This is a genomic window from Mycobacterium sp. 852014-52144_SCH5372336 (genome assembly GCF_001665615.1).
GTDB lineage: Bacteria > Actinomycetota > Actinomycetes > Mycobacteriales > Mycobacteriaceae > Mycobacterium > Mycobacterium neumannii_A.
This window is the reverse complement of the sequence record NZ_LZSW01000049.1, coordinates 84,880-106,207: the sequence shown is the minus strand read 5'-3', so window position 1 is coordinate 106,207 and position 21,328 is coordinate 84,880. Positions and strand designations below refer to the sequence as shown.

General features: G+C 63.7%; 19 protein-coding genes and 1 pseudogene. 16 read left to right on the top strand and 4 right to left on the bottom strand.

Going from position 1 to position 21,328, the window contains the following annotated elements:
- Positions 1–104: 104 nt before the first annotated feature.
- From A5759_RS15200 to A5759_RS15185, 4 genes are all read left to right on the top strand, one after another.
- Entirely contained in the window at positions 105–1,511 is a 1,407-nt protein-coding gene (locus A5759_RS15200; protein WP_068199098.1) for a polysaccharide biosynthesis tyrosine autokinase, read from the top strand.
- A gap of 222 nt (positions 1,512–1,733) precedes the next feature.
- On the top strand, positions 1,734–2,900 hold the full coding sequence (locus A5759_RS15195; RefSeq protein WP_231984646.1) for an O-antigen ligase: 1,167 nt from the start codon (positions 1,734–1,736) through the stop codon (positions 2,898–2,900).
- Positions 2,897–3,805 carry a glycosyltransferase family 2 protein gene (locus A5759_RS15190; protein WP_197506050.1) on the top strand — a complete coding sequence of 303 codons (909 nt, stop codon included), beginning with the start codon at positions 2,897–2,899 and terminating at the stop codon, positions 3,803–3,805. The genes A5759_RS15195 and A5759_RS15190 overlap by 4 nt, the downstream gene beginning before the upstream one ends.
- Positions 3,730–5,304: a lipopolysaccharide biosynthesis protein gene (locus A5759_RS15185; RefSeq protein ID WP_068199096.1), complete on the top strand. Its 1,575-nt coding sequence runs from the start codon at positions 3,730–3,732 to the stop codon at positions 5,302–5,304. Before A5759_RS15190 ends, A5759_RS15185 begins: the two co-directional genes overlap by 76 nt.
- Positions 5,305–5,316: 12 nt before the next feature.
- On the opposite strand, the gene A5759_RS15180 is transcribed toward A5759_RS15185, so the two are convergent.
- From A5759_RS15180 to A5759_RS15170, 3 genes are all read right to left on the bottom strand, one after another.
- The gene (locus tag A5759_RS15180) at positions 5,317–6,312 is read right to left on the bottom strand and encodes a cellulase family glycosylhydrolase (RefSeq protein WP_231984644.1); all 996 of its coding nucleotides are present in this window, start codon (positions 6,310–6,312) and stop codon (positions 5,317–5,319) included.
- A 71-nt stretch (positions 6,313–6,383) separates the two neighbouring features.
- Positions 6,384–7,286, bottom strand: coding sequence for a glycosyltransferase family 2 protein (locus A5759_RS15175; RefSeq protein ID WP_068199092.1), 903 nt, complete (start codon positions 7,284–7,286; stop codon positions 6,384–6,386).
- 28 nt (positions 7,287–7,314) lie between these two features.
- Complete coding sequence (locus A5759_RS15170) at positions 7,315–7,773, bottom strand: nitroreductase family deazaflavin-dependent oxidoreductase (protein ID WP_068199239.1); 459 nt, start codon at positions 7,771–7,773, stop codon at positions 7,315–7,317.
- A gap of 23 nt (positions 7,774–7,796) precedes the next feature.
- On the opposite strand from A5759_RS15170, the gene A5759_RS15165 reads away from it, so the two are divergent.
- On the top strand, positions 7,797–8,177 hold the full coding sequence (locus A5759_RS15165) for a hypothetical protein (protein ID WP_066841124.1): 381 nt from the start codon (positions 7,797–7,799) through the stop codon (positions 8,175–8,177).
- A gap of 48 nt (positions 8,178–8,225) precedes the next feature.
- Here the strand turns inward: A5759_RS15165 and A5759_RS15160 are convergent, their stop codons facing one another.
- The gene (locus A5759_RS15160; protein ID WP_068199090.1) at positions 8,226–9,389 is read right to left on the bottom strand and encodes a steroid 3-ketoacyl-CoA thiolase; all 1,164 of its coding nucleotides are present in this window, start codon (positions 9,387–9,389) and stop codon (positions 8,226–8,228) included.
- Between the two features lie 129 nt (positions 9,390–9,518).
- Here A5759_RS15160 and A5759_RS15155 point away from each other — a divergent pair, with 129 nt between their 5' ends.
- The 11 genes and pseudogenes from A5759_RS15155 to A5759_RS15100 all read left to right on the top strand — a co-directional run bounded on the left by A5759_RS15155 (position 9,519) and on the right by A5759_RS15100 (position 21,252).
- The gene (locus A5759_RS15155; protein WP_064399222.1) at positions 9,519–10,772 is read left to right on the top strand and encodes a cytochrome P450; all 1,254 of its coding nucleotides are present in this window, start codon (positions 9,519–9,521) and stop codon (positions 10,770–10,772) included.
- Positions 10,773–10,823: 51 nt separating this feature from the next.
- Entirely contained in the window at positions 10,824–11,849 is a 1,026-nt protein-coding gene (locus tag A5759_RS15150) for an acyl-CoA dehydrogenase family protein (RefSeq protein WP_068199087.1), read from the top strand.
- 2 nt (positions 11,850–11,851) lie between these two features.
- Positions 11,852–13,015 (top strand): acyl-CoA dehydrogenase FadE29, encoded by a 1,164-nt coding sequence (gene fadE29, locus A5759_RS15145; RefSeq protein WP_064419329.1) that lies wholly within the window; start codon positions 11,852–11,854, stop codon positions 13,013–13,015.
- Positions 13,012–13,995, top strand: a complete 984-nt coding sequence (locus A5759_RS15140) for a bifunctional MaoC family dehydratase N-terminal/OB-fold nucleic acid binding domain-containing protein (RefSeq protein WP_068199086.1) — start codon at positions 13,012–13,014, stop codon at positions 13,993–13,995. The genes fadE29 and A5759_RS15140 overlap by 4 nt, the downstream gene beginning before the upstream one ends.
- Positions 13,992–14,396 carry a MaoC family dehydratase gene (locus A5759_RS15135; RefSeq protein ID WP_068199084.1) on the top strand — a complete coding sequence of 135 codons (405 nt, stop codon included), beginning with the start codon at positions 13,992–13,994 and terminating at the stop codon, positions 14,394–14,396. Before A5759_RS15140 ends, A5759_RS15135 begins: the two co-directional genes overlap by 4 nt.
- Positions 14,396–15,562, top strand: a complete 1,167-nt coding sequence (locus A5759_RS15130) for a lipid-transfer protein (RefSeq protein WP_068199082.1) — start codon at positions 14,396–14,398, stop codon at positions 15,560–15,562. The genes A5759_RS15135 and A5759_RS15130 overlap by 1 nt, the downstream gene beginning before the upstream one ends.
- A gap of 742 nt (positions 15,563–16,304) precedes the next feature.
- Complete coding sequence (locus tag A5759_RS15125) at positions 16,305–17,204, top strand: response regulator transcription factor (RefSeq protein WP_068199081.1); 900 nt, start codon at positions 16,305–16,307, stop codon at positions 17,202–17,204.
- Positions 17,205–17,493: 289 nt separating this feature from the next.
- Positions 17,494–17,679, top strand: a pseudogene (locus A5759_RS26360) (GDP-mannose 4,6-dehydratase); the annotation flags it as partial.
- An 85-nt stretch (positions 17,680–17,764) separates the two neighbouring features.
- Positions 17,765–19,036, top strand: coding sequence for a glycosyltransferase family 4 protein (locus A5759_RS15110; protein ID WP_068199073.1), 1,272 nt, complete (start codon positions 17,765–17,767; stop codon positions 19,034–19,036).
- A complete protein-coding gene (gmd, locus tag A5759_RS15105; RefSeq protein ID WP_068199237.1) occupies positions 19,036–20,064 on the top strand; it encodes a GDP-mannose 4,6-dehydratase in 1,029 nt (342 codons plus the stop codon). Before A5759_RS15110 ends, gmd begins: the two co-directional genes overlap by 1 nt.
- 63 nt (positions 20,065–20,127) lie before the next feature.
- Positions 20,128–21,252, top strand: coding sequence for a glycosyltransferase (locus A5759_RS15100; RefSeq protein ID WP_068199071.1), 1,125 nt, complete (start codon positions 20,128–20,130; stop codon positions 21,250–21,252).
- The last annotated feature ends 76 nt before the right edge of the window (positions 21,253–21,328 follow it).

Below are 21,328 nucleotides of genomic sequence, written 5' to 3'. Positions count from 1 at the left end.
GCCGGTTCCTTCTGGGATAGCGTTAGACGTCATGTGCGCTCGCTGGTGGGGCGGGGCGCGAGCGGCGAGCACGAGGGGAGCGTCTCGGCAATGAAGGGTCGCAGTTGACTGTTCAGGACTTCGTGCAGATGTTGCGTAGGCGCTGGAAGTTTATTTGCGGTGTAGCGGTCGTCGTAGTTCTCGCTGCGTTCGTCTATTCCTTCGTTGCCACCCCGCAATACCAAGCCACCACACGCCTATTCGTAGCGACCACATCGGACGGCACCAACACCCAGACCTACGACGGCGGTCTGTTCGCCGAACGGCGGGTGCTGTCCTACACCGAGCTGTTGACCGGTGAGGTTGCTGCGCAACGCACCATCGACAAGTTGGGGCTCGATATGAGCCCCGCCGAACTGGTAGAGAAAATCGAAGCCAGCGTGCCCACCGATACCGTCTTGATCGACGTCACGGTGTCGGACCGATCACCTGCCCGAGCACGAGACATCGCCAACACCCTGGCCGATGAATTCGTCATCATGGCCGCCGCATTGGAAACCCCCGAACTGGGCGCCGAGCCGAATGCGCGGGTGATCGTCCAGCAACGGGCTGACCTCCCCGAAAGCCCGGCGGCAGCGAAGGGCATGCGCACCCTGGCCCTCGCCGCTGTTCTGGGTGCGCTGCTCGGGTTCGTGCTTGCGCTGATTCGTGACCGCTTCGATGATTCGGTGAGAAGTCCCGAAGTTCTCGAGGAGATCACGGACGTCGGACTGGTTGGGAGTATCCCGCTCGACGCAGAGCGCCAGAAAAGTCCGGTGTCGTCATTCGAAGGTGATCAGTCAGAGTTCGCAGAGGGCTTTCGTGAACTGCGAGTCAACTTGAGGTTTCTCGAGATCGCCGACGGGCCACGAGTGCTCCTGCTGGCGAGTGCCATGCCCGACGAGGGTCGAACCGTCACCGCGGTAAATCTTTCGCTGGCATTGGCCGAGGCCGGTCACGATGTGGTGGTCGTCGACGGTGACCTGCGACGCCCGATGGTCGCGTCACATCTCAACCTGGCCGGACAGGCGGGACTGAGCACGGTGCTCACCGGAGCCGCGACGGTTCAGGAGGCGCTACAGGTGACACGATTCTCCCGACTGACCGCGCTCACTTCCGGAGCCGTTCCATCCAACCCCACCGCGTTACTGGAATCCCAGCCGGCTCAAAACATCCTTGACCAACTGAGCGCGCAATTCGATTACGTGGTCGTCGACTCCCCTTCGATGCTCGTGACAGATGCCGCGCTCTTGGCGGCGAATAGTCAAGGGGTGCTGTTGATCAGCCGGTTCGGTAGGACCAAGCGCCGTCAGCTGGCGATTGCAGTCAATACGCTCAAGCGAGCCGGTGCGCCGCTGCTTGGCAACGTTCTGACGATGGCGCCCACCAAGGGGACGTCGAGGAAGGCTGACCGTTATCTGCGGGTCGGTGGCGCCCAACAGAGGCCACAGGTGCACGGCCGACGTCGGCGCCGCGGCTCGCGCGAGAAGTGAGTAGGTCGGCAGAGTATGGAGGGTTACGGATTGGAGCAGCGTGGGACGTTCGTAGCCTGCCCTCCCTCATCCGCCGGTGGGGATGTCGTCGCCTCCTCGGGCCGCATGCGACCGTCCGAAAACTTTCGCATCGCGCCTCCGTGCGTTTTCGACTCGGAGACAAGGGATTCCAGACAGCGACACCGCGCGTTCGCCGTTTTGATCGTCACAGCCATTGGGCTTGTGACCATCCCGGATCTGATCACGTATCTGACCGTCGAACACTCGCCGGTCCTGCCCCCGGGAGAGGCCACAACCTCGTCGGATCTTCCGCTGGCACAACTCGTCAGTTTGGGCGGGTCGGCTGTTTTGCTCGCATTGAGCGCGGTCGTCGTATTGATGCGCGGCCACCCGAACCGGGATATCACCGGCGTGTTCATACTTCTGCTCGCCCTCAATTTGCCCTACTTGGTCAGCCCGCAATTGCCGCCAGCGGTGGACCTCCCCAAGATCCTCTTGGCCAATGCGTTCATCTTGGCCATCTGGAATGTCGGGGCACCGATCACCGGGCTGAAATGGCTGCCGATCACCGTCTCCGCCATCTCGGTCTACTCACTGGTCGGCGGCCTGATTCTGCCGAAATACATGATGTACAACCCGAATTCCGAGAAAGCGCTGATCGCGGGTTGGGAACTAGCAGGCCCGTTCGGCCACGCGAATGTGTTGGGAATGTATTGCGCCCTCTCATTCGCGCTGACTCCGCTCATCACCGAGCGGCGGTGGCGACTTCTCATCGGATCCATCTTGTTCGTCACGGTAGTGGCGTCAGCGTCGAGGACTGCGCTGATTTCCGCTTCCTTGATTGCGTTGTGGTGGCTCATCTGCTGGTTTCGTTCGACGATATCGGTCCGCCTGGTAGGAACGTTCCTCGTCACCCTGTTCGCGACCGCGATGTTCATGTTCCCGTTCGGCGACTGGGACCCCGACGCGTTCACCGACCGGGCTCACGTGTGGGCAGAGAGTATTCGTGTCTGGGAACAGTCACCCGTGGTCGGAATGGGTGTCAACTGGTTCCTCGACGACGCGCAGGCATCCGGGAACATCGCGAAGTGGGCGTTCGTCGGAACCGGACACAACATGGTCATAGACACGCTCGTCAAATCCGGTCTCGTCGGACTCGCCGTCCTCGTGCCACTTCTGGGGGCTGCCTTGGCCGCGACACGTGCGTTACGGATTACCAGCCAACAGATCGCATGCTTCGGATTCCTGATGGCCTTCTTCGTGGCCGCGACGACGGAGGCCGTCTGGGCCCTCTTGCCCAACCTGCAGCTGTTCCCGATCAGCGGTTTGGTTTTCGCAGTGCTGATCATGAGCAGGCGTGACGACCGCAGTGCGGACGGATTGTCGTGACCATCGGTAAATCGGTGAGTGTCGTGGTCCCGACTATCGGCCGACCAAGCCTGCGGAGTGCGGTGGAGTCGGCGTTGCAACAGACTTCGCCGCCGCTGGAGGTGATCGTCGTACTCGACGCGGATTGCGAGCCAGGGCTGCCCGAGTCAGCAGGGATCCGGCTGTTGCGGACATCGGGCGGTGTCGGACCCAGCCTCGCGAAGCACCTGGGTGTCGAAGCCGCCCGCGGGAACGTCATTGCATTGCTTGACGATGACGACCTGTGGCGGCCGGACAAGCTTGCCATCCAGCTCGCGGCGGCTCCGCAGGGGGACGAATGGATTCTCTCGTCCCGGTTCACCGTGCACATCGATGGACGGGAGCCGATAGTCGGACCCAAGACCCCGATCGGACCCCATGAACGGATCGCACCGTACTTGTTCGAACTCCGTCAGCGGCAGGCGTTCAACATGGTTCAAACGTCGACGCTCGTGTTCCCGCGGAAGCTGGCAGCGGCAGTGCCGATGTCTGTGGCGGCTGGGTCGGTACATGACGACCCGAAGTGGTTGTTCGAGGTTCGGCGCGCCTTCCCCAACGTCGCGATCATCCAGGTCGCCGAGCCGCTCGTCGACATCATCTGGACGGCGGCTTCTCTCTCCCGTTCGGGCGTCGATCGCAGTGCGGACCTGATCGATTGGGGAATCCGCGAGCTCGCGCAGGAGTCGAGTCGGGTGCGAGGCGACTACCTGCTCACCTCCCCGGTCGGCTCGGCGCTGGGGGCTGGTTCGCTTCGCGGCGTGGCCAGATCGATCGTCGCCGCGACCCGGTACGGACGGCCGAGCCCTCTGGCATGGGCGAGTGCGGCGAAGTCGATATTGAGGCTTGGCTGGGCACGGATGCGAACCCTCGCAACCCGATCGCGCTGATGCCGCCGTCTTTCCTACGCAACACACTGCTCGGATTCTCATCGGGCGCTGCCGTCGCGCTCGCCGGATTCATCGGCAACGCGATCACAGCAAGACTGCTCGGACCGGACAAGCTGGGCGTCCTCGCATACGTCGTCTTCTGCGTGACGATCGCTTCCATGGTCGCCGGTCTCGGTATCGGTGTGGTTCAACAGCGGTTCATTCCGAACCTCCGCGCCGAAGGCAAACATGAGGAGGCGGAAGGCCTGATCGGGGCGACCACGCGGCTGTCCATGGCAGCTGCAGCCGTGGGCAGCCTACTGCTTTTCGCCTACCTTTACTGGCCTGGGAAGGGTGCGGTGGAGGGGCCGGCGAAGGCCCCGGTGGAAGTGATCATTGGGGTGGCGCTGATCTGGTTCATCTGCTGGCGGATGGCCGAGGTCTACCAGTTTTATCTGAGAGGCGAGCAGCGATTCGGTGAACTCGCACGACTGTCCGCCGTGTCAGCTCTGATCAAACTTGCGGTGATCACTCTGGGAGCCTGGCTTTTCGGCATACCGGGCGCGTTGGCCGGCTACGTCGCCGGAAATCTACTGCCGGCCGCCCGCATCTTTCGGTTGTTTCGTATCAAGTCGAGCGTAGGTCGATCACTGAGGCGAGAAGTCACGCGGTTCGCCGTGGCGAGTTGGGCGACGGCAGTCCTCGGGGCGTTGGTGTTCGGCCGGACCGAGATCCTCTTCCTCGAACGCTATACCGGCCTCGGTGCCGTCGGCTTCTTCGCGGCGGCCGCGACGGTCGCCGAAATGGCAGTGCAGTTGCCGCCGCTTTTGCTTTCGGCCCTACTGCCGCGGTTCAGCGAGCAACACGGCCTGGGCGCGCACGACGATATGCGCCGGTTGTATCGGGCCGTGACGGCACTGATCGCAATGGTGATCGTGCCGCTCTGCCTGGGCCTCGCAGCGATCGCTCCGGTGCTGGTGCCACTGCTGTTCGGAAACGAGTTCGCCGACGCTGCCCCGGTCGCGTCCGTGCTGCTGATCGCGGCGGCGCTCAGCAGCCTCGGCGTCACGACCCTCTACCTACTGCAGAGTATGGGCAAGGCGGGATTCTTGTTCATATCCAACGGTGTAGGCCTGATCGGCACGGTCACGCTCGGCTTCATTCTGGTTCCCCAGTTCGGGTTGATGGGGGCCGCCTGGTCGCGGGCGATCGTCCAAGTAGCGGTGGTACTCATCGAAACCTGGTATGTGACAAAGCGCTTGGGTATTTTTCCGCCGTACCGGGCACTGAGCGCGATACTGCTGGCCTCCGTAGCGCAGGGGGGGGTAGCCTACTTCGTCTGTACGGGGTGGCCTACCGCCGTGTCGCTGTTGATCGCGGTACCCGCCGCGGTTGCTGTTTACCTGGTCGCCGTGCGGATCCTTGCGGTGATGTCGTTGGTGGACCCGCAGTTGCGAGATCGAATAGTCGCGCGCACGCCGCGTCGGATGAGGCCGTTGATGTCGCACATCCTTCGGTGACGCCAGGTCCGGTCACCGGGTAGAGCCTTTCAGTTCAGCGATGTCCATCAGCGCACCTGCGGCGGGCTTGGGTGCGAGATCTGCGCGTAGCACGCCGAAGTTCTGTTCGAAATCGGACGGATCGCTTCCGCCGTCGACCAATTCGTAGTAGATCAGCGGCCCGGCCCAGTCCCAGTGGGCGATCTGCTCACGTGCTTGCAGAAGCGCCCGTGTCTGATCCTCCTCCGATACCGCGTATTGGCTGGTTCCGGTCGGCGCACCGTACTCGGTGACCCAGATCTTCTTATGGCCGTCTCCGTGTCGAACCATCACGGCATGCAGTGCAGGTAGATCCTTGAACACCCCGGTCGCTCGCTGGATTGGCGACATTGGCAGATCGGGAAAGGTATAGGGATGGACGGCGACACCGTTGGCGAGCCGCGCCGCACCGTTCTGGTATAGCTGCTCGAGGAAGTCGGTCGACACGGTCTGGGGTTCTGGCACATCGAATTTCGGCGCAAGGCCCCCTATGAGAATCGTGGCGGCGGGATCTACATCGCGTATCGCTTCCGCGGCGACCCAGAACAGGGTGCCGTACTGATTGGCGTCGGGTCGCGGTGGCCAGAACTTGGCAGTGTTGGGCTCGTTCCAGATCTCCCAGGTGTGCACCCCGCGCGATGAGTAGCGCTCGACCGCGGTCCGCACGAAGTCGGCCCAGTCCGACATGTCATCCGGCCGAAGGTGACGTGACGTCCACTCGTCGCCGGGGGAGGACGGACGTGCCCACTCTGGGCTTGATGCGAGAACAGCCAGCACCTTCATCCCGTGCGCCTCGGCTTCCGCGGCTACGGCATCGGGATATGTCCAATTGAACTGTCCGCGCTGACGTTCTATCGCCGACCAGTCAATGTCCACTCGAACCCATGTCACGCCCATGTCCGCCATCAAGTCGAACTGTCGCTTGATGGCGGCGCTATCCGCGTTGCGGAAGTGCACGGTCATGCCGATTTCGACGGCGGAAACCGACACGTGGCAGGAGAGGGTCGTACCACCGATGAGAACGAGTGAGATCAGTTGGAACAGGCGCTTGGACCCGCGGATCATCGGAGGATCGCCCGGTGATCGTCCTTGCCGCAGAACGTTCGCCCGAACACGCCTTCGGCGCGACCGACCAAGAGGGCGAATGCCTCGCCAGTGCTGAATTTCTCCGGCTTGCGAATCGGCATCAGCGCTGCGGCGGCCAGATGGGCCGCCTTGTACCAGAGTGGATAACGCCACGTGCGCAGCACGTACCCGGCGCCCCGCCCGTAGCTCCGCTGCTTTCGGCGGCGCTCGTGGGGCGGCAGGTGAGCGAACTCGGTCTGCGCTCGAATGACGATGTCGCCTACCCATTCGATCGAGAAGTCGTCGAGTGCAGACAACCGCAGCAAGAGGTCGGGGCCTTCACCGGATTGCCACGGTGAGTCGGCACCGGAGCCAAGTAGAGGATTGAACCCTCCGACCGCAGCGAAGTCGCCGCGCTTGACGAGCGTCGCCGGTTCCATCGCACCCCACACGTTTCGTCGAGTGAGCTTCGAGCCTCGAGCCGGAAGTGGGTTTCTCGGGCCTTCCCGGTCGACAAGCTGAACGGCGACCACGGTTGCCGTCGTCACACAGTGGCGGGCTACGCGTTCCAGAAAGTCCGGTTCGACCCGGCTCGTGTCGTTGGGAAACCAGAGCCAATCGACATCGTCACCGAGCGCCGCGGCTGCGGCGTTGCGTCCGTTCGAGATGCCGCGCCGGCTCACCACCCTGCGGATCTCCAGGTCACCGGAGAAAGATTCGATCAGCGCATCCGCCTGCGCAGCGTCGGCATGATCGTGGTGCGCGATCGCCACCACGCTCGGCTGATGCGACTGGGCGACCAAATCGCCTAGCAGCTGTCGCAAAGGTCCCCACCGACCTACCGTTGTGATCGCGACACCGATCCGCGGATGAGCCGATGCCGGCACGGTGGCCCCCATGTGTCGAAGCGTAGTCGCGCCCCTCGCGCTAAACGGGTTCGCAGACCACCAAGGGGATCACGCGATCGGTCCACGACTGGTAATTCTCGTACGTCGGGTACATCTCGACGAGTCGCGGCCAGTAGGTCGCGCGTTCCTCTTCGGTCGCGTCGCGCGCGGTCAGGTCGAGCACCTCGCTTTTGATCTGCACCTGGACGCGCGGATTCGCCTTGAGGTTCAGGTACCACATCGGATGCTTGTCGCTGCCTCCCTTGGACGCGGCGACGATGACCTTGTCGCCGTCGCGGTGAAAGTACAGCGGGCTGACCCGCGGTTGGCCGCTCTTGCGCCCGGTGGTCGTCAGCAGGGCCACCGGGATGCCTTGGAACTCGCCGCCGAGCCCTTCCCCGTTGTTGCGGCGATACATGAAGGTGTTGAGCCTCGACATCTGTTTGACGAAGAAGTCCGAAGCCTTCGTATCCATGAAGCGTGGCCGCGACTTTGGCATGGCCGCCATCCTATGCTCGATCGATGGGCACAGTCTCTGACACCGATCGCATCGCCGCTGCGGAGTCCTATATCGATGCGCTGGTCAGCCATCGCGGCGACGACGTCCCCTTCGCGCCGGACTGCATCAGGATCGAGAACGGTCTCAAGACCGGCTTCTCGGGTGCGCATCTGCGCCGCAGCCTCAATGGCGGGCCACAGTTCCGGATCATCTCGGCGATCGTCGATCGTGAATTCCGCGTCGACGGCGACGAAGTGCACGCGACGTTCACCGTCGTCACGAAGCCGCGAATCGCGGGTCGGCGCGTGGGTGCCCGCACCGAGGAGACCTTCCTCATTCCGGCTGACGACGGAAAGATCCACCACATCCACGCGCGCGTGCGACCGGTACTGCTGCGCGACTGAGCGCGCGCAAACTGCCTCTCTGTCCGACGGTTTCGGGCAGAGGTGCGACTAGATCCGTTCGATGATCGTGCCTGTGGACAGCGCACCGCCGGCACACATCGTGATCAACGCGGTGCTCTTGTCGGTGCGCTCCAACTCGTGCAGGGCGGTGGTGATCAGCCGGCTGCCGGTGCTGCCGACGGGGTGGCCGAGCGCGATCGCGCCGCCGTTGACGTTGACGCAGTCCATGTCGGGTTCGTGTACCCGGGCCCACGACAGGACGACCGAGGCGAAAGCCTCGTTGATCTCGACGATGTCGATGTCGCCCATTTTCATACCGGCCTTTTCGAGCACCTTCGCCGTCGACTGAACCGGCCCGTCGAGGTGGTAGTACGGTTCGGCGCCGACCAGCGCCTGGCTCACGATGCGCGCCCGCGGACGCAGGCCGTGGGCTTTGGCCACGTCACTGTCCATCCACAGCACGGCGGCCGCACCGTCGGAGATCTGCGACGAGGTGCCGGCGGTGTGGATGCCGTCCTCGAGTACCGGCTTCAGCGAAGCCAAACCCTCGAGGGTGGTGTCGCGCAGGCCCTGGTCGCGCGTCACGACGTGGCGCTCACTGGTGGGCTGTTTCTGCTCGTCGAGCACGGGAGCCTCGATGCCGCTGATTTCGCGGTCGAACCGGCCCTCGGCCCACGCCTGCTTGGCCTTGCGCTGAGACTCGAAGCCGAACTGGTCGATGTCCTCGCGGGTGATCCCGCGCCGTTTGGCGATTCGCTCGGCGGCGGTGAACTGGTCGGGCAGGTCGATGTCCCACGACGCCGGACGCAGGATGCTGCGGTCGGGGCCGGCGTTGGCGCCCAGACCGACGCGGCTCATCGCCTCGATGCCACAGGCGATGCCGACGTCGATGGCGCCCGCCGCGATCAAGCCGGCGATGAGGCCGTTGGCCTGCTGCCCGCTGCCGCACTGACAGTCCACGGTCATCGCGCCGACGTGCTCGGGCAGGCCGCCCACCAGCCAGCTCACCCGGGTGATGTTGTTGGACTGTTCGCCGTACTGGGTGACACAGCCCCCGACGACCTGCTCGACATCAGCGGCGTTGATCCCGGCCTTCTCCACGAGGGCCTTCTGGGTGGCGCCGAGCAACTCGGTGGCGTGTAGACCGGACAGCCAGCCGTTGCGCTTACCGATGGGGCTACGGGTGGCTTCGACGATGACAGGGTTACCCATTCCGTCAGGCTAGAACACGTTTCATTACTCTGACAAGCAGCGTTGATGACCTGCCTTTTATCTGCGCAGAAGGCATGTTTTACTGGCACTAGAACATGTTGCAATAACTGTTGCGGAGGAGCTTCCCCCATGCCTTGCCCGAATATCCCAGCCGACTTCGACTTCCTCGACGCGAGCCTGAACCTGGAGCGCCTGCCCGTCGAAGAGCTGGCCGAGTTGCGCAAGTCCGAGCCGATCCACTGGGTCGACGTGCCGGGTGGCACCGGCGGCTTCGGCGACAAGGGTTACTGGCTGGTGACCAAGCACGCCGACGTCAAAGAGGTCTCCAAGCGCAACGACGTCTTCGGCAGCTCACCGGACGGCGCCATCCCGGTCTGGCCGCAGGACATGACGCGCGATGCCATCGACCTGCAGAAGGCCGTCCTCCTGAACATGGACGCGCCGCAGCACACCCGTCTTCGCAAGATCATCTCGCGCGGCTTCACGCCCCGCGCCGTGGGACGGCTCGAAGACGAGCTGCGTTCTCGGGCGCAGAAGATCGCCGAGACCGCCGCGGCCGAGGGCTCGGGCGACTTCGTCGAACAGGTCTCGTGCGAACTTCCGCTGCAGGCCATCGCCGAACTGCTCGGCGTCCCGCAGGACGACCGCGACAAGATCTTCCGTTGGTCCAACGAGATGACCGCCGGCGAAGACCCCGAGTACGCCGACGTCGATCCTGCGGTGTCGTCGTTCGAGTTGATCCAGTACGCGATGAAGATGGCCGAGGAGCGGGCCAAGAACCCGACCGAAGACATCGTCACCAAGCTGATCGAGGCCGACATCGAAGGCGAGAAGCTCTCCGATGACGAGTTCGGCTTCTTCGTCGTGATGCTCGCGGTCGCCGGTAACGAGACCACCCGCAACTCCATCACCCACGGGATGATCGCGTTCTCGCAGAATCCCGACCAGTGGGAGCTCTACAAGCGCGAACGCCCCGAGACCGCCGCCGACGAGATCGTCCGTTGGGCCACCCCGGTTTCGGCCTTCCAGCGCACCGCGTTGGAGGATGTCGAGCTGGGTGGCGTGCAGATCAAGAAGGGGCAGCGGGTCGTGATGTCCTACCGCTCGGCCAACTTCGACGAAGAGGTCTTCGAGAACCCGCACAAGTTCGACATCCTGCGCGATCCCAATCCGCACGTCGGCTTCGGTGGCACCGGCGCGCACTACTGCATCGGCGCGAACCTGGCGAAGATGACCATCAACCTGATCTTCAACGCGGTCGCCGACCACATGCCCGATCTCAAGCCGATCGGCGAGCCCGAGCGGCTCAAGTCGGGCTGGCTCAACGGCATCAAGCACTGGCAGGTGGATTACACCGGAAAGTGCCCGGTCACCAACAGCTGACGACGTAAGTTGTAGCGACCGCGAAATTTCCCGGTATCAAGGAGGATTCGGGTGGACTTCAGTCCAGACGAAGGGCAGCAGGCTGTCGCCGACGTGGTGACCTCGGTGCTGACCCGAGACAACAGCTGGGACGCACTGGTGTCCGGCGGCGTGACGGCCCTGGCGGTTCCCGAGCGTCTCGGCGGCGACGGCGTCGGCCTGCCCGAGGTGGCGACCGCGCTCACCGAGATCGGCAGGCACGCCACGATCAGCCCCGCGTTGGCCACGCTGGGGCTGGGGTTGTTGCCACTTCTCGAGTCGGCGACCGACGAGCAGCAGGACCGCTATCTGTCCGGGGTCGCCAAAGGCGCAGTCATCTCGGCCGCGCTCAACGAGCCGGGGGCACCGCTGCCGGATCGGCCCGCAGTCACGTTCGCCGATGGCCGGCTCAACGGTATTAAGGTCGCCGTTCCCTATGCGGAACAGGCGGATTGGCTCGTCGTCACCGCCGACACCGCCGTGGTGGTGGTGTCGCCGAAGGCCGACGGCGTGGTGGTGACCAAGACGCCGACCTCCAACCACGGCGACGAGTACTCGGTGACGTTCACCGACGCCGCCGTCGACGGCACGCTCGAGGGCGCGCAGCCGCGACGGATCAATCAGCTGGCTCTCGCCGCGATCGGCGCGTTGGCTTCGGGGCTGGTCGCCGGCGCGCTGCGGCTCACCGCCGACTACGTGGCCAACCGCGAGCAGTTCGGCAAGCCGCTGTCGACCTTCCAGACCGTCGCTGCACAGCTCGCCGAGGTCTACATCGCCTCACGGACTTTGACATTGGCGGCTAACTCGGTGACCTGGCGACTGTCCGAGGGCCGCGACGCTGACGACGATATCGACATCCTCGGATATTGGCTGGCCTCGCAGGCGCCTCCGGTGATGCAGCTCTGCCATCACCTGCACGGCGGCATGGGTATGGACATCGCCTACCCGATGGACCGCTACTACTCCTCGATCAAGGACCTCGCCCGCCTCGTGGGTGGTCCGTCACACCGGCTCGACTTGGTGGGAGCTGCACTGGGCGAGCGAGGGGACGGGAAATAGGAATGTTCATCGAACTGACGCCCGAACAGAAGCAGTTGCAGGCCGAACTACGCGAGTATTTCTCCAGTCTCATCTCTCCGGAAGAGGCCAAGGAGATGGAGAAAGATCGCCACGGCAAGGCGTACCGCACGGTCATCAAACGGATGGGCTCGGACGGCAAGCTCGGCGTCGGCTGGCCGAAGGAATTCGGCGGCTTGGGTTTCGGGCCCATCGAACAGTCGATCTTCGTCAACGAGGCGCAGCGGGCCGACGTACCGCTGCCGGCCGTCACCCTGCAGACCGTCGGGCCCACGCTGCAGCAGTACGGCACCGAAGAGCAGAAGAAGAAGTTCCTGCCAGCGATCCTCGCGGGCGAGGTTCACTTCGCGATCGGCTACACCGAGCCCGAAGCGGGCACCGACCTGGCCTCGCTGCGCACCACGGCCGTCCGCCAGGGCGACGAGTACATCGTCAACGGACAGAAGGTGTTCACCACAGGCGGGCACGACGCCGACTACATCTGGCTGGCGTGTCGCACCGACCCGGAAGCGGTGAAGCACAAGGGGATATCGATCCTCATCGTCGACACCAAGGACCCCGGATACTCGTGGACGCCGATGATCCTGTCCGACGGCGCCCACCACACCAACGCGACGTACTACAACGACGTTCGGGTGCCGGCCGACATGCTCGTCGGCGAGGAGAACGCCGGGTGGAAGCTGATCACCACCCAGCTGAACAACGAGCGCGTGATGCTGGGACCCGCCGGCCGATTCGCCAGCCTGTATGACCACGTGCACGCGTGGGCGTCGAAACCCGGTGGCAACGGCGACATTCCGATCAATCACGACGATGTCAAACGCTCACTCGGCGAGCTCAAGGCGATGTGGCGCATCAACGAACTGCTCAACTGGCAGGTTGCCGCGGCGGGGGAGACCATCGACGTCGCCGACGCCGCAGCCACCAAAGTGTTCGGCACCGAGCGGATCCAGTACGCCGGGCGCCTGGCCGAGGAGATCGTCGGCAAGTACGGTAACCCGGCCGAGCCGGAGACCGCCGAACTGCTGGAATGGCTTGACTCGCAGACCAAACGGAACCTGGTGATCACGTTCGGTGGAGGTGTCAACGAGGTGATGCGGGAGATGATCGCGGCCGCAGGCTTGAAGGTGCCGAGGGTTCCGCGGTGAGCGCCGACCTGAGTGCGGACATCGAGAAGATCAAGGCGGACGGCAAGAGCGAGCCGCGCACCGGCCGAGATCCGGTCAATCAGCCAATGATCCACCATTGGGTGGACGCCATCGGTGACCGGAACCCGATCTACACCGACGAGGCAGCGGCCAAGGCCGCCGGCCACCCCGGCATCGTGGCGCCGCCGGCGATGATCCAGGTGTGGACGATGGGCGGGCTAGGTCAGGGCCGCTCGGACGATGATCCGCTGAGCAAGATGATGCAACTCTTCGACGATGCCGGCTACGTTGGCGTGGTCGCCACCAATTGCGAGCAGACATACCACCGGTATCTGCGCCCGGGCGAAGAGGTCAGCATCCACGCTGAGATCACAGACGTTGTGGGCCCGAAGCGGACAGCGCTGGGTGAGGGATACTTCATCAACCAACTCATCACCTGGCAGGTGGGCGACGAGGGCGTCGCCGAAATGGTTTGGCGCATCATGAAATTCAAGCCCGCTGAGAAAGACGCGGGCGCGCCGGTGCCCGACGATCTGGACGCGGACATGATGATGCGGCCGGCCTCGTCCCGCGACACCAAGTTCTTCTGGGACGGCGTCAATGCCCACGAGTTGCGCATCCAGAAGCGCGACGACGGCAGTCTGGTGCATCCTCCGATACCCGCGATCTGGCAGGACAAAGACCTGCCGACCGACTACGTCATCGCCAGCGGTAAGGGCACGGTGTTCAGTTTCGTCGTGCACCACGCGCCGAAGGTGCCCGGCCGCACGTTGCCGTTCGTCATCGCCCTTGTCGAGCTCGAGGAAGGTGTGCGGATGCTCGGGCAGCTCCGAAACGTCGACCCGGCCGCGGTTGAGATCGGGATGCCGGTCCGCGCAACGTATATCGACTTCCCCGAGGGAGACTCCGGCCCCGCGTGGACGCTCTACGCGTGGGAACCCGATGAGGAGGCCACCGTAGTTGAGAAGGGCACAGCATGAGCGCCCCCGTCGTCGAAGTGGGAACCAAGCTCCCCGAACTCGCCCTCTACGGCGACCCGACCTTCATCGTGTCGACGGCCATCGCCACGCGCGACTATCAGGACGTCCATCACGACAGGGACAAGGCGCAGGCCAAGGGTTCGAAGGACATCTTCGTCAACATCCTCACCGACACCGGCCTGGTGCAGCGCTACATCACCGACTGGGCCGGTCCGACCGCGATCATCAAGTCGATCTCGCTGCGGTTGGGCGTGCCCTGGTACACCTATGACACGGTGACGTTCTCCGGTGAGGTCACCGCCATCGATGACGGGCTGATCACGCTGAAGATCGTCGGCGCCAACAGCCTCGGTAACCACGTGATCGCGACTGCCACACTTGTTATCGGAGGGAGCGCCTGATGGCGAGTGCACTGTCGGGCAAGGCGGCGATCGTCGGCATCGGCGCCACCGACTTCTCGAAGAACTCCGGTCGCAGCGAACTTCGACTCGCGTCCGAAGCGGTGCTGGACGCGCTCGACGATGCCGGCCTGACACCCGCCGATGTCGACGGCATGGTCACCTTCACGATGGACTCCAACACCGAGGTCGCGATCGCGCGGGCGACGGGCATCGGTGAGCTGAAGTTCTTCTCGAAGATCCACCACGGAGGCGGGGCGGCCTGTGCGACCATCCAGCAGGCGGCGATCGCTGTAGCGACCGGTGTCGCGGATTGCGTTGTGGCATACCGGGCGTTCAACGAGAGATCCGGTGTCCGGTTCGGCCAGGTGCAGATGCGGTTGGTCGAGAACGCCGACTCGACCGGCGTCGACAACTCCTTCTCCTATCCGCACGGTTTGTCCACTCCCGCCGCTCAGGTCGCGATGATCGCCAGGCGGTACATGCACCAATCGGGTGCGACAAGCCGAGATTTCGGCATGATCTCCGTCGCGGACCGAAAACACGCTGCGAAGAACCCCAAGGCGTACTTCTACGAGAAACCCATCACGATCGAGGATCACCAGAATTCGCGGTGGATCGCCGAACCGTTGCGGCTCCTGGACTGCTGCCAGGAGACCGACGGGGGCGTGGCGTTGGTCGTGACTTCCGCCGAGCGGGCCAAGGACCTCAAACACCGCCCGGCGATCATCGAGGCGGCCTCGCAGGGTTCCAGCCCGGACCAGTACTCGATGACGAGCTACTACCGACCGGAGCTGGGGCTGCCCGAGATGGGCCTCGTCGGTCGGCAATTGTGGGAGCAGTCAGGGCTGAAGCCCGAGGACATCCAGACCGCGATCCTCTATGACCACTTCACGCCGTTCACCCTGATCCAGTTGGAAGAGCTCGGATTCTGTGACAAGGGTGACGCCAAAGATTTCATCTCCGACGGCGCCATCGAGGTCGGCGGTCGGCTGCCGATCAACACGCACGGCGGACAACTGGGCGAGGCATACATCCACGGCATGAACGGAATCGCCGAGGGTGTACGCCAACTGCGCGGAACGTCGGTCAATCCAGTGCCGAACGTCGAGCACGTTCTGGTCACCGCGGGCACCGGTGTTCCCACCTCCGGGCTGATCCTCGGCTGATCGACGTCCGCCTGGGACGCTAGGCGCGGCCGGCGTACGCCTGGCGGCCGTCCGTCGATACCCGTTTCGAGGGCCATCGCTGAGTTGCGCGCCGAATCGGCTGATCCTGTGCCGCTCGTTGCATGTTGCTGGGTGTGCACGATGTGCCTTGCCGCATTGTGGCGGATCTTTCGGCCAAGGCTGCGGGCCGTCCCGATGTGTGCTACGTGATCGTGCAGTTTTAGCAAATTTCAGACCATGTTGCCGGTCGATGCAGCGGGCTGCAGGAGAAGTTTTCTAAGCTACGCCATGCAGTGGGACGATCGATCGACCGCGATCTTCTTGGGCGCCGGTCGGGACCGAAGCGCACTTATCTATCTCAGCAGGTCAAATTAACGAACATAATAGACACAGGCGATAATTCAAGCCGGGCTTGCCCGTTCCTCGCAGGGAGCTGCGTCTTTACTCCAACGCAAATATGCTCCGCGTAGCGAACCGAATGCCTGTGCTGACGCGGGAGGCAGTGGGGTGACTCAGCACACAAATCTCCCGGTTGCGCGACAATCTGGCAAACAAATACCATTACACCCGTTCCGCCGGTAACGTGCCGAGGAGTTGAGTCCCCAGGGAGGGACAGGCGTGGCGATTTCGAGTGGTTCCAGTGTTCTCTACCGATCGGACGGCGGACCGTCCCGAGATGATGGCGCGGTGTCACAGCTTTGCTGTGCTCGCCTCCGTGGCGACGGATCGGACTGACTCCGTCATGAATCAGTTCAGAGAAAGCACCGCTTCCGCGGTCGACCCCAAGATCGTCGGCACCTCCGAAAGTCGATTGTTCGTCCAGCCGTCCATGCCCGCGGTCGATCCGCTATCCGGCAATGCTCACGTCGGTCTGAAGAAAGCGCGGATATCACCGCTGTCACGAGGTGAACGGTTCGCATCGGATTCGGTGCCAACCACGATGATGCGACCTGAATTCAGTGGGATCGACATCCACGGGATACCACGCGGTACACAGATTCTCATCGTCGATGACAGCAAGCTGTATCGCGAGTACCTGGCGAGTGTCATCAGTGCCAACGGGGTGTACCCGCCGAGCATCGCCTGGGATCTGCCCACGTTGACTGCGGCCGTCAACGAGACGATGCCGCGCATCATCCTGCTGAACATGGCCACCAGCAACAGTGAGATGTTGTTGCACCATGCGCTGAACATGGGTGCGGGCGTGCGAGTGATCGCCATGGGCATGTCGGACGACGACGAGTCCGACATCGTCGCTTGCGCCGAAGCGGGCGTCGCCGGATATTTCCTTCGCAACGAGTCGCTGGACGACCTGCTCTTGTTGATGCGAAAGGTTGCCGGTGGTGAGTCCCTGTGTTCGCCGAAGGTGTCGGCAATCCTGTTGCGGAGGTTATCAACACTGGCGTCACAACGCCGACGGACGACCGAGGATCTAGATCTCACGGCCCGTGAGGCCCAGATCCTCGGGCTGCTCGAGTTGGGTCATTCGAACAAGGAAATCGCCGAACAGCTCTGTATCGCAGTGCATACCGTGAAAAACCACGTACACAGCCTTTTGACCAAGCTCGGGGTGAGCACTCGAGCCCAGGCTGCGGCGCTCGCAAGGACCATGCGGTACACAGAGGGCGGCCAAGAGAACTAGTCCGGGTACTAGTCGAAAGTTCGCTCGGATGATTTATGTACTAGGCGCTGATCGACACCCATAGTGGTGTAATGCTTTTCGCGTTTGCTCCGCATCGCATGCGACGGTCGCTGGTCGTTTCGTCGGCAACGTTGCCGAAAAGCGGCGGACCGAACCGTGACGCAGCCGAAGAAACCGACGGCCGCGGACACACGTCGGTCACCCGCTGGATCGACATCATCGACGCATACCGGCCTGCCGTAGGCCAGGCACCGGTCCCTTCAGGACACGTCAACACGGAGTGTGGAACATGAGGGTTCTCGTCACCGGCGTGGCCGGGTTCACCGGCTCCACCCTCGTGGACCGCCTACTCGAAGACGGCCACCAAGTGATGGGTATCGACAACCTGAGCACGGGCACCATCGACAATCTTCCATCGGTGACCGCACGCGCCACGATGTCTGCGCCGCGATTCAGCTTCATACGAACTGATATTCACCGCCTCGACAATCTGCAACACCAATGCGACGACCGTGGCCGCCAACTAGCGGCCATGAGCGGAGCGCGTTGAGCACATGCCCATGGATAACCCGATCTCCGTCAACTTTGTCGGACTCAACTACTTTCCGGAACCATTCGGAATCGCGCCGTACGCGACGGGATTGTGCCGTGCCCTCGCCGAGCGTGGGCACCGCGTCAACGTGATCACCGGAATGCCGCATTATCCCGAATGGCGGATCCAACCGCCGTATCGGCGGAAATGGGCGATGACCGAGACGGTCGACGGGATGCCAGTCCGGCGGGTCAGGCATTCGGTTCCGAAGTCTGTCTCCAATTCTCGTCGGCTTCTCATGGAGACAACCTTCGGCCTGCGGGCGGCATGCTCGGGGTGGGGGACTCCGGACGTGGTGATCTGTACGAGCCCCGCCCTGGTCGCGACGGCCGCCGTATGCATGCGGAATCGGGCCTCGGCGCGGCGGCCGGCCATCGGAGTCTGGGTGCAGGATCTCTACTCGGTGGGACTCAACGAAACCCAGAAATCCAGCTTCGCCGCCGAGGCGGCGTCAAGACTCGAGAGCTGGGTCCTGCGGACGGCCGATGGGGTCATAGTCCCGCACGACAGATTTCGTGTGCAGCTCGTCGAAAAGTTGGGTGTCGAACCGGCGAAGGTCGAAACGATCCGCAACTGGACTCACGTCCGATCGACCGACGGAGATGACGGACCGGCGGAGCGTGCGCGCTTCGGTTGGTCCGACAACGAGATCGTGGTGCTTCATGCCGGAAGTATGGGTGTGAAGCAGGGCCTCGAAAACGTCGTTCGTGCGGCGCAGATCGCCGCGGAGAGAAACCTGAATCTACGGTTCGTCCTGGCCGGCGACGGAAATCAGCGACACGTGCTCGAGGAGATGTCCTTGCAGACGACTCATCTCGACATTCGAGACCCATTTCCGGACAGCGACTTCCGCGCCGCGCTGAGGTCAGCGGACGTCCTTCTGCTGAACGAGAGACCTGGTGTTGCCGAGATGTCGATCCCGAGCAAGCTCACGTCCTACTTCCAGAGCGGGACGCCCGTGCTGGCCGCAACGAGCCCGTTGAGCAACGCGGCGGGGGAGATCAAAAACGCCCGGGCCGGCATCGTCATCGACAGTGGTGAGCCGGCGCTGCTGGTCGATGCCGCGGTGGCGCTGGGAAGCGATGCTCCGTTGCGTCGGCGACTCGGCGACAACGGTATCCGCTATGCGGCCGAGGAACTGAGGGAAGACGCGGCCTTGAACCGGTTCGAAGAGTGGATAAGACGACTGGCGGGCAGGCCGACATCGCTGACCGCCGACCTACAACGAGGGCGGATATGATGACGAAGGTCGCGCTGATCACCGGTATCACCGGGCAGGACGGTTCATACCTGGCCGAACTCCTGTTGGACAAGGGCTACGAGGTCCACGGCTTGATTCGGCGAGCCTCGACATTCAACACGACGCGTATCGAGCACATCTACGAAGACCCCCACAGCCCGGACGCCCGATTGTTTCTGCACTACGGCGACCTGTGCGACGGCGGCCGACTTGCGACCCTGCTGAGCAAGATCAATCCGGACGAGGTGTACAACCTCGCTGCGCAGTCACACGTGCGGGTGTCCTTCGAGGAGCCCGAGTACACCGGCGACACGACAGGGGTTGGCTCGGTCCGTCTGCTCGAGGCGGTGCGGTTGGCCGGTGTTTCGTGCCGTTTCTATCAGGCGTCCAGTTCGGAGATGTTCGGTGCCTCCCCGCCGCCACAGAGTGAGCTCACGCCCTTCTATCCGCGGTCCCCATACGGCGTCGCGAAGGTGTACTCGTACTGGATAACCAAGAACTACCGCGAGGCATACGGGATGTTCGCGGTGAATGGAATCCTCTTCAACCACGAATCTCCTCGCCGCGGCGAGACATTCGTGACGAGGAAGATCTCCCGAGCGGTCGCCCGCATCAACGCCGGCCTGGACAGTGAACTGTATCTTGGCAACCTCGACGCGGTGCGCGACTGGGGTTATGCACCCGAGTATGTCGAAGGAATGTGGCGCATGCTGCAGGCCGACGAACCGGACGACTACGTGCTCGCAACCGGATCGGGATACACGGTGGGCGAGTTCGTCAAGCTCGCCTTCGAACACGTCGGACTGAACTGGCAGGAGTACGTCCGGTTCGACGAGAAGTACGTACGGCCGACCGAGGTCGACTCGCTCATCGGGGATCCGACCAAAGCGCACCGACTGCTCGACTGGAAGGCAGAGGTTCACACTCCCGAACTGGCCAGGATCATGGTCGATGCCGACATCGACGCCCTTCGTTGTTCGGGAACGCCCTGGATCGACAGACCCGTTTCCATCGGATGGGCCAGCTGATGTGCACCCGCAGTGCGCACCTGAGCACGACACCGCGTCGTAGCGAGATCGCGAGGTGACGCCGTGCGAATACTTCAGGCAGTCACGTTATTGAGTCCTGACGCCGCGTACGGCGGGCCAGTACGGGTGGCACTCAACCAGGCGTCCGCTCTGCGTGAGCGCGGTCATTCCGTGATCGTCGCGGCGGCCGAACGTGACTTCGATGTCGTCCCCAGCTCGCAAGAGGGGACACCGCTGGTGCTCCGACGCGCTCGGCGGCTGGTGCCGCACAGCGGATTCGCCGGACTGTGCGCACCCGGACTCGCCAGATGGCTTCTGGGTGCGCGAGACGAATTCGACGTTGCACACATCCATTTGGGCCGAGATCTCGTACTTCTACCTCTCGCGGCGCTCCTGGCGCGGCTGCGGATACCGTACGTGCTCCAACCACACGGCATGATCCTTCCTGGCGCGCATCCCCTCGCGCCGTTGGTCGACGGACTGGTCGTCCGCAGGCTGCTGCGTGAAGCACACGAGGTCTTCTACCTGACCGCGCAGGAAGGGGACGCGCTGAACGAGGTGGCACGCGGCACAGCACGGCTGTCCGCACTCGCCAACGGCGTCCCTCTGTACGAACCGGCAACACGCGCGGCCGAAGTGCCGGAGGTGCTCTTCCTGGCGCGCCTGCACGAGCGGAAGCGACCTCTCGACTTCGTACATGCCGCGCTCATGCTCAATGCTCAAGGCGTCAGGGCGCATTACACACTGGTCGGTCCGGATGAAGGCGAAGGCGCCAAGGTGTCGGCCGCCGCGACCGCTGAGAACATCCGCTGGCTGGGTCCGGTCCCGTCGGGCGGGGCGCCGGGCCGCATGCGCCGGGCCGCGATCTACGTCCTTCCGTCGATAGGCCCGGAGCCGTACCCCATGGCCGTCCTCGAGGCGATGTCGGTAGGGCTGCCCGTCGTGGTGACCGAACAATGTGGCCTGAGTTCCCTTGTCCGTAAATACAATTGCGGGCTCGTTACCGAACTGGGGGCCGGAGCCATCGCGCGTGCGGTCCGCACCCTCGTCGAGGCGCCCGATCTGGCGCGGGCGATGGGCGCGAGGGGACGCGCCGCCGTCGAGCGTGACCTCGGCATGCTCGCCGTCGGCGCGCGATTGGAGTCCTCGTACCAGGGGGCGTGCGCCGGACTGAGGCGATCCGCGTGAGGACCGAACCCGCCTCACTGATACGCGGCGCCGAACGGCGCCGACGGCACGCGACGAATACAGGCTTCGGAAGGAG

Bases quoted from the DNA above. Each gene is read 5' to 3' on its own strand.
- A5759_RS15185 (WP_068199096.1), top strand. From the start codon at position 3,730: ATGGGCGAGTGCGGCGAAGTCGATATTGAGGCTTGGCTGGGCACGGAT.
- A5759_RS15175 (WP_068199092.1), bottom strand. From the start codon at position 7,286: ATGGGGGCCACCGTGCCGGCATCGGCTCATCCGCGGATCGGTGTCGCG.
- A5759_RS15170 (WP_068199239.1), bottom strand. From the start codon at position 7,773: ATGCCAAAGTCGCGGCCACGCTTCATGGATACGAAGGCTTCGGACTTC.
- A5759_RS15165 (WP_066841124.1), top strand. From the start codon at position 7,797: ATGGGCACAGTCTCTGACACCGATCGCATCGCCGCTGCGGAGTCCTAT.
- A5759_RS15160 (WP_068199090.1), bottom strand. From the start codon at position 9,389: ATGGGTAACCCTGTCATCGTCGAAGCCACCCGTAGCCCCATCGGTAAG.
- A5759_RS15155 (WP_064399222.1), top strand. From the start codon at position 9,519: ATGCCTTGCCCGAATATCCCAGCCGACTTCGACTTCCTCGACGCGAGC.
- fadE29 (WP_064419329.1), top strand. From the start codon at position 11,852: ATGTTCATCGAACTGACGCCCGAACAGAAGCAGTTGCAGGCCGAACTA.
- A5759_RS15135 (WP_068199084.1), top strand. From the start codon at position 13,992: ATGAGCGCCCCCGTCGTCGAAGTGGGAACCAAGCTCCCCGAACTCGCC.
- A5759_RS15130 (WP_068199082.1), top strand. From the start codon at position 14,396: ATGGCGAGTGCACTGTCGGGCAAGGCGGCGATCGTCGGCATCGGCGCC.
- A5759_RS15125 (WP_068199081.1), top strand. From the start codon at position 16,305: ATGAATCAGTTCAGAGAAAGCACCGCTTCCGCGGTCGACCCCAAGATC.
- A5759_RS15110 (WP_068199073.1), top strand. From the start codon at position 17,765: ATGGATAACCCGATCTCCGTCAACTTTGTCGGACTCAACTACTTTCCG.
- gmd (WP_068199237.1), top strand. From the start codon at position 19,036: ATGACGAAGGTCGCGCTGATCACCGGTATCACCGGGCAGGACGGTTCA.